The following is an 8,227-nucleotide window of genomic DNA, read 5'->3' as shown; positions in this document are numbered from 1 at the left end:
AATTCACTTGCTGTAACTTACCGCTCCCTGTTTATTTGTAAATTAATTGAGGCGACAACTATCCTGACACAGGGGGGAAACCGACTAGTATTGACCATTAGTGATAATAATAAAATGGTGACTTAATCTGAGTGTGATTTAATCTTAGTGTGATTTGAAACAACCGTTGTCGACATGCATGACTCGAGAGAGGCAATGGTCCTGATCCATTGTTAAATAATATCAATACAGAAGAAGTGATGGCTGTAATCGTCCGGCAAATCAGTTGGTGTTTTCATGCACTCATGGATATTGAAGTCTGCGATTATATTATGTTTAATCAGCATGCATTGGTGTTACACGGGACATAAAGTCGAAGCGTTGATGAGTATTGAATCGATACTGTAGACGTTAGCGGTAATCGTAGCGGTAATCGTAGCGGTATTGGCAGCAGTATTGGCAGCGGTAATAACACTTATACCGAATGACTTTATACAGAGTGACTTTTTTAATGAACAGAAGTGTAGTGAAGAGTGGTGTGGTTAAAAGTGCTGAAGTGAAAGGTTGTGTAGCGAAGGGTAATGTAGAGTCTTAATGATAGTTTTAGTTTTGGCTTTAGTTTTGGCTTTAGTTTTGATATAGACCTTTTCATCTGCAATCGTCACAGATGAAAAGGTTTTATTCACTCAGCTTTATGAATTACTTGGCTAGTTTTACAAAGTAGTCAAATATCTCAGGTACATTGCCGTTACCTAAACCCGCGTCAAATGCAGCTTGTAGATTAGCAGATGAACCTTCAGCAATTTTAGATTCTGTGCCTAAGTCTTCTACCATTTTTAAGAAGTAGCCAAGATCTTTGTTAGCGTTAGCAATAGAGAAGCCTAAATCGCTTACACCGTCTACTGCATAGTTTTTACAGAATTTCATGAACGGTGAGTTAGATGGACCCGCTGACATGATGTCGAACAGTTGCGCACGGTCAACACCAGCAAGATCTGCAACAGCAAAGGCTTGAGACATAGCACAAACGGTAGTCATACCCATAAAGTTGTTGATTAGCTTAGTCGTGTGACCTGCGCCTAATGCACCTAAATGGAATACGTTTTCGCCTTGCTCGTCTAATACTGGCTTAACTTTATTAAAGGTCTCAAGATCGCCAGCTGCCATGATGTTTAGTAAACCGTCTTTAGCGTGAGCAGGAGTACGGCCGAGTGGGGCATCAATCATACCTGCGCCTTTTGCCGCAAGGTCTGCACCAATTTTACGCGTAGATGAAGGAATTGATGTACCAAAATCAACCAGTACAGAACCTTCTTTAATGCCCGCGAGAATACCATCGTCACCATAAACCAGTTTTTCAACTACGGCAGATGTGGTTAAGCACAGCATAACGATGTCGCTAGATGCAGCAAGTTCTTTTGCTGTCGTTACGGTTTTTGCACCGCGAGCAACACATGTAGCAACCGCTTCTTTGTTAAGGTCCATTACATTTAGCTGGTAACCTCTGTTTTGTAAGTTCTCAACCATGTTGCCGCCCATAAGGCCAAGGCCGATAAAACCGATGACTGGTTTTGTCATGTCTAACTCCTAAATATATTGGTAAATGCGTATTTCAATTTTATTCAGCTCACCGAATGTGCCAGTGCGCTATGTAATTTGTATAAAGAGCCATCTTGAGTTCAGGATTGCTATAAGCCAATTGAGTGGGTTAATGTCCTTTCAAATGGTGTATTCCTGTTTACTCTTCAAAAACGACTCATTATTTATCATTTAATATTGCCGGACTGAAAATATCGGTAACAATGACGCTTACTCTTGCTTGAATTGGTTATCAAGTGGTATTACAAAATTGTAAGTAATACTAAGATTATTGTCAACCAATTATCTTGCCAAGGTTATACCAAAAATGTGATTGGTAAGGGTGGCGTTGTTGGTTGTTAACTAAAACTAGAATTAATGATGGTGTGGTAGCAAGGTATCGCTATTTGTAATTCGACATTTTTATCAACTAATAAATCGTTTATATGACCCTGCACATACGTACCGCGTTAAGCCGCTGCTAGTGTCAGAGCCATTTAACGCTCTAATATCGTTTGTAGTGACGGTCAATAATATTGTTGTCGTTAATGGTAGAGCCTATCAATTTGATAGGCTCTACTTTAAGACATCAGTTGATTAAAACTTAGCTCGAACACCAAGAGTGTAGCGACGGTCTGCTTCACTGTAAGCCCAGATAGAATCTAGCTCAGTAGTATAAACAATTGGTTCACCCGTTAGGTTTACCGCATTGGCTACAACAGTGAAGTTTTCGTTGATATCCCAGCTAACTGAAAAATCAAGTTGGCCTCTATCTTCTCGGTAGCTGTTACCCACGGTAGGGTCGTAGTTGTCAGCAGAAGGGTCATTCTGGTTGAAAACGTTATAACCTAAAGCGCCAACAGTTTGTACACGCTTGGTGCTTTGGTCGTCTAAATAACGGTCACGCCAGTTGTAGGCTAAACGTAACTGAACTTCTTCACCTTCCCAGTAAACTTGAGTGTTAGCGGTGTGCTTAGAAATATTCAGTAATGGATTGCCATCGGGTTGCTCACTATCTGCATAGGTATAGTTTGCGTTAACACCTAAACCTGCCCAAATACCGGGTAAAAAGCTGAACTGTTGCTGGTAACCTAACTCCAAACCTCTGACTTCACCGCTACCACCATTCACATCAGTGTCGATGACGATACCCGTGCGACCTGCGGCTTTTTGAGCATCAACATATGCTAAACCTTGATCTTGAGTCGCATTAACAATGTCACCTTGGCTTTGACCAGCGGTGTTAAGTAAACAAATATTGTTCCACTGCGTGGTATTTTGTCCGCTTATCGTGCTTGAGTCAGCTAAACAGCTGCTGTCGGTTTGTGTGAACGAGTTAACGTCTTTATAGAAAATCGCCGCAGAAAGTAAACCACCGTCGCCGAAGTAATGTTCTACAGAAAGGTCATATTGAGTAACACGATACGGTTCTAACTGGTACGAACCTTGAGTACCGGTAACTAAAGAGTTATCGATTGATAATGCAGGACTTAACTCATCAAAATCAGCACGGCGCATCACTTTAGCAGCCGCAAAACGCATTAAGGTTTCTTCAGATAAAGTATAAGTGACATTCAAGCTAGGTAAAAAGTCTGAATAATCGTTACTACCAGTATTGAGGATTTTGTTACCGTTACTGTCTACAGAATCGACAATGCTTGATTCTAATTCTGTTTGAATATAACGCCCACCAACCACTGCAGTAATGTCATCAAAATCTAAATGAAACTGTGCATAGATAGCACGAGTCTTTTCGTTGATGAACTTATAGGCGCCAGTGTCTTCAACCATATTGTCAGCTAAAGTACCGTTCATTGCATAAGTGGTGCCGGCTAGCATTTGTTGGGCTAACAAATAGGTTGCTTGAGCATCTTGCAGCTTTTCAGCGTCATACACGTTGTATGTTAGTAAGTCGTTTTGACCCGCAATACCGGTTTGGTCGAACGAGTTACTGGCATTGATAGTGGTAAAGCTGTCGCTGATAATGGGATTATCAATCCAGGTTGGGCTGTATAAACCGTCTGCGTTTTTAGCTTTTTTATAAGCATCTTTAAGCGTGGTTCCGTTAGGTTTAAGATCAAAGCGATTTGAACTGTAATCTCTATCGGTAAAACGAACGCCCGTTTTTATTGCAGAGATAAAATCTACACCTACATCATGGATTTTAAAGTCAAAGCGTAATGCTTGTTCTTCGTTATCTGTGTCTAATGTTTTGTGGTAAAACTCACGGAATACCAAGTTGTCTGGATTAGTTAACATACCAGTGTCTTCAAAGACATAAGATGGAATGCCACTACCATTAGTCATGCTTGCTGTGCTGGTATGTGTGACTAAATCAAGGGTAGGGTCTGTGCGTTCAATTGGACGTAAGTTAAATTCAGAAGCTGTTTGACGTTCTTCTGATTTCGAGATTGAATATTCGCCTGAGATTTCGATGTTATCAGTAATATTCCACTCACCACCAATAGCATGAGAAGTTGTTTCTGATGTTGTAAAGTCACTCCAGGTTTTAGGAATAACCAATACGCCACTTAGGTCGTAATTTTGCAGTTGTCCATTACCATCGTAGTAGGAATCACTTCTTGGCACTACGGAACCACCAACATCGAGAATTGAATAAGCCGCTTGGCCGCCATCCAGTTTTGTCGAGTTCATGTCAACGTAGAAATTAAGATCTTCGCTGGTTGGCGCCCACTGTAGTGATAAACCAAATGCTGTACGTTCACGTTGTTCTGTTTTTTGTTCTACTGTACTTTCTGTTCTACGAAGGTATTTGCCGTTAGGGCCACCAGATACATCAACAGTGCCATCACCGTCTAAATCGATATCGTCTTGTAAATCGACCTTGTTAAAATACTCGTCACGACGTAATTCACGGTCTTGGTACGATACGTTAGCTGCAGCACCGAAGGTACCTGCATCACCTAAATCCCAGCTATTACCGATTGCGGCGGTAAAGTTAGGTGCAACATTTTCAGTTTTGTCTGCGTATTCACCGTCGAGGGTAATCGCAATTAGCGGCTCACTAAGTTCTAATGGGCGTACTGTCTGCATGTTAACTGTGCCACCTAAAGCACCTTCAATCATTTCAGGCGTTGGAGACTTAATCACTTCAACTGTTTTTAAGAAACTAGCAGGGAAGTCATCTAAACTAATACCGCCACGTCCTGGGCCTGCTGTTGAGCGGCCATTGAGCAGAATAAGGTTTTCTGATACACCACGGATAGTGACAGATTCACCGACACCAAAATCAGATTCAATAGAAACACCTGTTATGCGTTGCAATGCTTCGGCAATGTTGTTGTCAGGTAATTTACCAATATCTTCAGCAACGATAACATCGACAATACGTTCGTCAGTACGTTTAAGTAAGTTAGCGGCTTTTAAGCTGCCAAATATACCTCGAACGGCTATAACTTCAATTTCACTTGTATTAACTTTTTCCGCTTCAGTTTGTGCTACAGGTTCTGCTGCAAATGCTGGCATCGTTAACATGGCTGTTAAAGTCGCGCCAAAAATGGTTATATTGTTGGCTTTGTTTTTTGCGCCACTGAACATGGCGCTTATTTTATTCAACTTCATAATTCCCCCCAAAGAAATTGTTTGATTTGGTATTACCAATGTTGTTGTTTTAATCAACAGATACATTTATATAACACGTTACCAACAATTGCAATTGATCATTACCAAATTATTTTATTTGTCTTACCAAAATTAATCGCGCTAATCTTTATGTTGATGAGAGTTACTTGTCAGTCATTATTCTACAATGCAGTCATACTCTGGCTTGTGACTATCGCGTTTAAAACAGAGATTCTTCACTTGATGCGGTCGATATAAGGCTTATATACGATGAATACTGGTTTTACAGAGTCAGATTTAGAGATGAATATTGGTAAGGTAGGTTTATATATTGGTATTACAGGTGGTCGGTGGTTGTTGTCGTTGCAGTGGTTAACACATCAAAGTAGCCACTTTTAGAAGGTTGCTAGAGGTTTTTCGCGAGATAGCTTGCCAATATGTTAGCTTGAAATTAATGTCGATAAAAAGTGTTACAGTCGGAATTAACCGTTGATCACTTCAGAAACAACAAGGGTCGCATTAATGCGACCCTTGTTGTTTCTATGATGGACAATCAATACAGAGTAACTATATTCTCATCTCTATCCCGAGTTGAGGTTATTGAGTTAACCATTTACATATTCTATTGATTGAGTCATTAACAAATTTTATTACAAACCTTGCTGATACTGGGCGTTAGTAGAAATGGTCACCAGTTGATTTAGCTCTACTTTAGATTCGGTGACGCCTTTAAGGACGTTTTCGAAGTGGGCAACCAGCTGAGTTTTATCGATTTCCGCTTTTGAGCCAGATCCTATGTTGGTGAGGTCGATAAAGAACTCATCAAATAAGTGTGATAGATCTTCAACGGCTTCGATGTTTAAAAACTGCTCGTGGTTATAGATGCTCGGGTAACCGCCTTTTTGTTTGTCTACTGCAAACGAAATACCTTTCACATTAGTGATGGTAGTGGCTTTTTCACACTTGAGCATGCAACCGTCTTCAATGCTGGGCTTATTACAGCCTACCGTTTGTTGGAAAAAGCATTGTCTGCTGGTCATCATCAAAATAGGGTGATAGATGCTGTAAAGCAGTTTGAAGTTTTCTGGTCTGGCGATGTTTTTAATTTGGTTACGATTGATCTCGTTCGAAATAAACGCACCAGCACAATTCAATTGCTCTTGTAATGTTAGCAAGGCATACGAGTTAGTGGTGTTTAAAAATGGCCCCGCAATCCACTCGATGTCCATTTCATAGGCTTTAAACGCAACGCCAGTATTATTTGTGACAATACGCTTAGGCTTTACTACTTCTAACACTCTTACCGCTTCGATGTAATCTTTGCCGATAAGCACAGCCGGAAACCACGGGATTAACCTTGGGTTACGTAAAAAGATATCAATATACTTGTTGTCGTTTTTCTTAAAGCTTTCTGGCAGCTTAAAGTAAATATCGGCATCGGTAACATCACACAAGTTGACGTCTTTTTCATCACTAATAAGCAAAGACAATGTCGGTGTGTCGGTCACTTTAGGATGTTTAGGTAACTTGGGTAAGGTTACTGCGCCTATGTATTCTCTTTGTGTTAGCTGTAATAACAGTTGGTTTTTAAGCTGAGTTAACTGGCTAAACGGCAGGCTTAAATCAGTCTGCAAGTCGTCATAATTAAATGCCTGTAACAAGTAACCACTGCCTTTTAAGCTTTTAAAGCGTTTTTCAATTGCGGCTTCATCAACCCGTGATTCTGTTGCTTGGGTTAGAGAGATAGATGATTCAATCACAAAGTGTTGATCTGGCGTGGTCACAGTGACCGACAATGGTTGATTGACTTGACCAGAAAATGCCAGTGCTAGCGTAGGCTTGGCAATGCTCAGGTGATTAATTTTTTCGGCAACCAATTGCACAATGGCGTCTTTTTCTGACGACAGTGTTTGTTGGGCTTCTTGAATTTGAACCACTGATATCGCGTTACTTTTGTCGTTAGCATGTTTAAAGCTGTTATCGCGTGGATTATCGATAAACATGTCTTTGGTGAGGTTACCCTTTAAAAACGAGTTGGTAAAATCACGGTTGAACACTTTATGTAAGTTCGAGTCATCGGCTAATAGCTTGCCTGTTTCGATAAATTTGTCGATCTGTTTGCGCCAGCTGTCCACCACGGTATGGACATATTGTGCACCTTTAATGCGGCCTTCAATTTTGAGCGAGTCGACACCTGCATCAACTAATTCTGGTAAATCAAAGTAAGCTGAGTTGTCTTTTAGATTCAGCGGAAACTTGTTACCGGCTGCTGTGACTTCGTATTCATCACGACATGCCTGGCTGCAGCGGCCACGGTTGCCAGAATTACCAACACTGACTGAGCTTGAATAACATTGACCCGAGAATGCGATGCATAAAGCGCCGTGAACAAATACTTCGGTAAGCACTTCGTGATCGTGGGCGAGGGTGGTAAGGCTTTTAATTTCGCCAAGGTTTAGCTCGCGAGATAAATTGACACGAGTGGCACCGATTTTGGCTAAGAAGCCAATTTGACCTTCGTTATGAGTTGTCAGCTGGGTAGAAGCGTGAATTGCTAGGCTTGGAAAATGTTTAGTCACTAGATTAAACAGGCCTAAATCCTGGACAATAATGCCGTCGATACCCGTATTCACTAACTGATTGAGCAATTTAACCAATGTCGGAACTTCGTTTTCTAAAATAACGATGTTCATGGTGAGAAACACTTCACACTGATATTGGTGAGCAAGCGCGATAACACCAATTAAGTCATCGAATGACAGGTTGGCCGCTCGGTTACGGGCGTTGAAGGTATCTAGGCCACAATAAACGGCATTTGCACCGGCTATAATCGCAGCTTTGATCGCATCGACATCTCCACCGGGTGCCAATAATTCGATTTTTCTATTCATGATATTTTCGCTATTTTATGTCGTTGGTTATTAATTTTACAGGTCGATTTTACGTGTATCTGCAACGGATTACTATTGATTAGGCTTTTCGAATATAAATAACCTGAACTCGGGATAACAAACGTCGCTCAAACAGCCCTTTGTATTGCTTTGCTAACTGCTTAGCTTTCATCTCTATGATGAATTAAACAAAAAAG

The 8,227-nt window shown here is 40.9% G+C and carries 4 protein-coding genes; 1 reads left to right on the top strand and 3 read right to left on the bottom strand.

Features of this window, described 5'->3' with window-relative positions; all coding sequences use genetic code 11:
- Positions 1-678: 678 nt before the first annotated feature.
- A complete protein-coding gene (locus AAEY99_RS16830; RefSeq protein WP_101087147.1) occupies positions 679-1,557 on the bottom strand; it encodes an NAD(P)-dependent oxidoreductase in 879 nt (292 codons plus the stop codon).
- Between the two features lie 597 nt (positions 1,558-2,154).
- The gene (locus AAEY99_RS16825; protein ID WP_335691959.1) at positions 2,155-5,139 is read right to left on the bottom strand and encodes a TonB-dependent receptor; all 2,985 of its coding nucleotides are present in this window, start codon (positions 5,137-5,139) and stop codon (positions 2,155-2,157) included.
- A 270-nt stretch (positions 5,140-5,409) separates the two neighbouring features.
- On the opposite strand from AAEY99_RS16825, the gene AAEY99_RS16820 reads away from it, so the two are divergent.
- Positions 5,410-5,538, top strand: coding sequence for a hypothetical protein (locus AAEY99_RS16820; RefSeq protein ID WP_259395380.1), 129 nt, complete (start codon positions 5,410-5,412; stop codon positions 5,536-5,538).
- Positions 5,539-5,789: 251 nt separating this feature from the next.
- Here AAEY99_RS16820 and AAEY99_RS16815 read toward each other — a convergent pair whose 3' ends face one another.
- A complete protein-coding gene (locus AAEY99_RS16815; RefSeq protein ID WP_351011298.1) occupies positions 5,790-8,030 on the bottom strand; it encodes a peptidase U32 family protein in 2,241 nt (746 codons plus the stop codon).
- Between the last annotated feature and the right edge of the window lie 197 nt (positions 8,031-8,227).

This window comes from Shewanella sp. S1-58-MNA-CIBAN-0166, assembly GCF_040310085.1.
In the GTDB taxonomy this organism is placed as follows: Bacteria; Pseudomonadota; Gammaproteobacteria; order Enterobacterales; family Shewanellaceae; genus Shewanella.
Note: the sequence above shows the minus strand (reverse complement) of the source record. Positions and strands in the feature narration are given on the sequence as shown.

Coding starts and splice junctions, on each gene's coding strand:
- AAEY99_RS16820 (WP_259395380.1), top strand. CDS start 5,410: ATGAATACTGGTTTTACAGAGTCAGATTTAGAGATGAATATTGGTAAG.
- AAEY99_RS16815 (WP_351011298.1), bottom strand. CDS start 8,030: ATGAATAGAAAAATCGAATTATTGGCACCCGGTGGAGATGTCGATGCG.
- AAEY99_RS16825 (WP_335691959.1), bottom strand. CDS start 5,139: ATGAAGTTGAATAAAATAAGCGCCATGTTCAGTGGCGCAAAAAACAAA.
- AAEY99_RS16830 (WP_101087147.1), bottom strand. CDS start 1,557: ATGACAAAACCAGTCATCGGTTTTATCGGCCTTGGCCTTATGGGCGGC.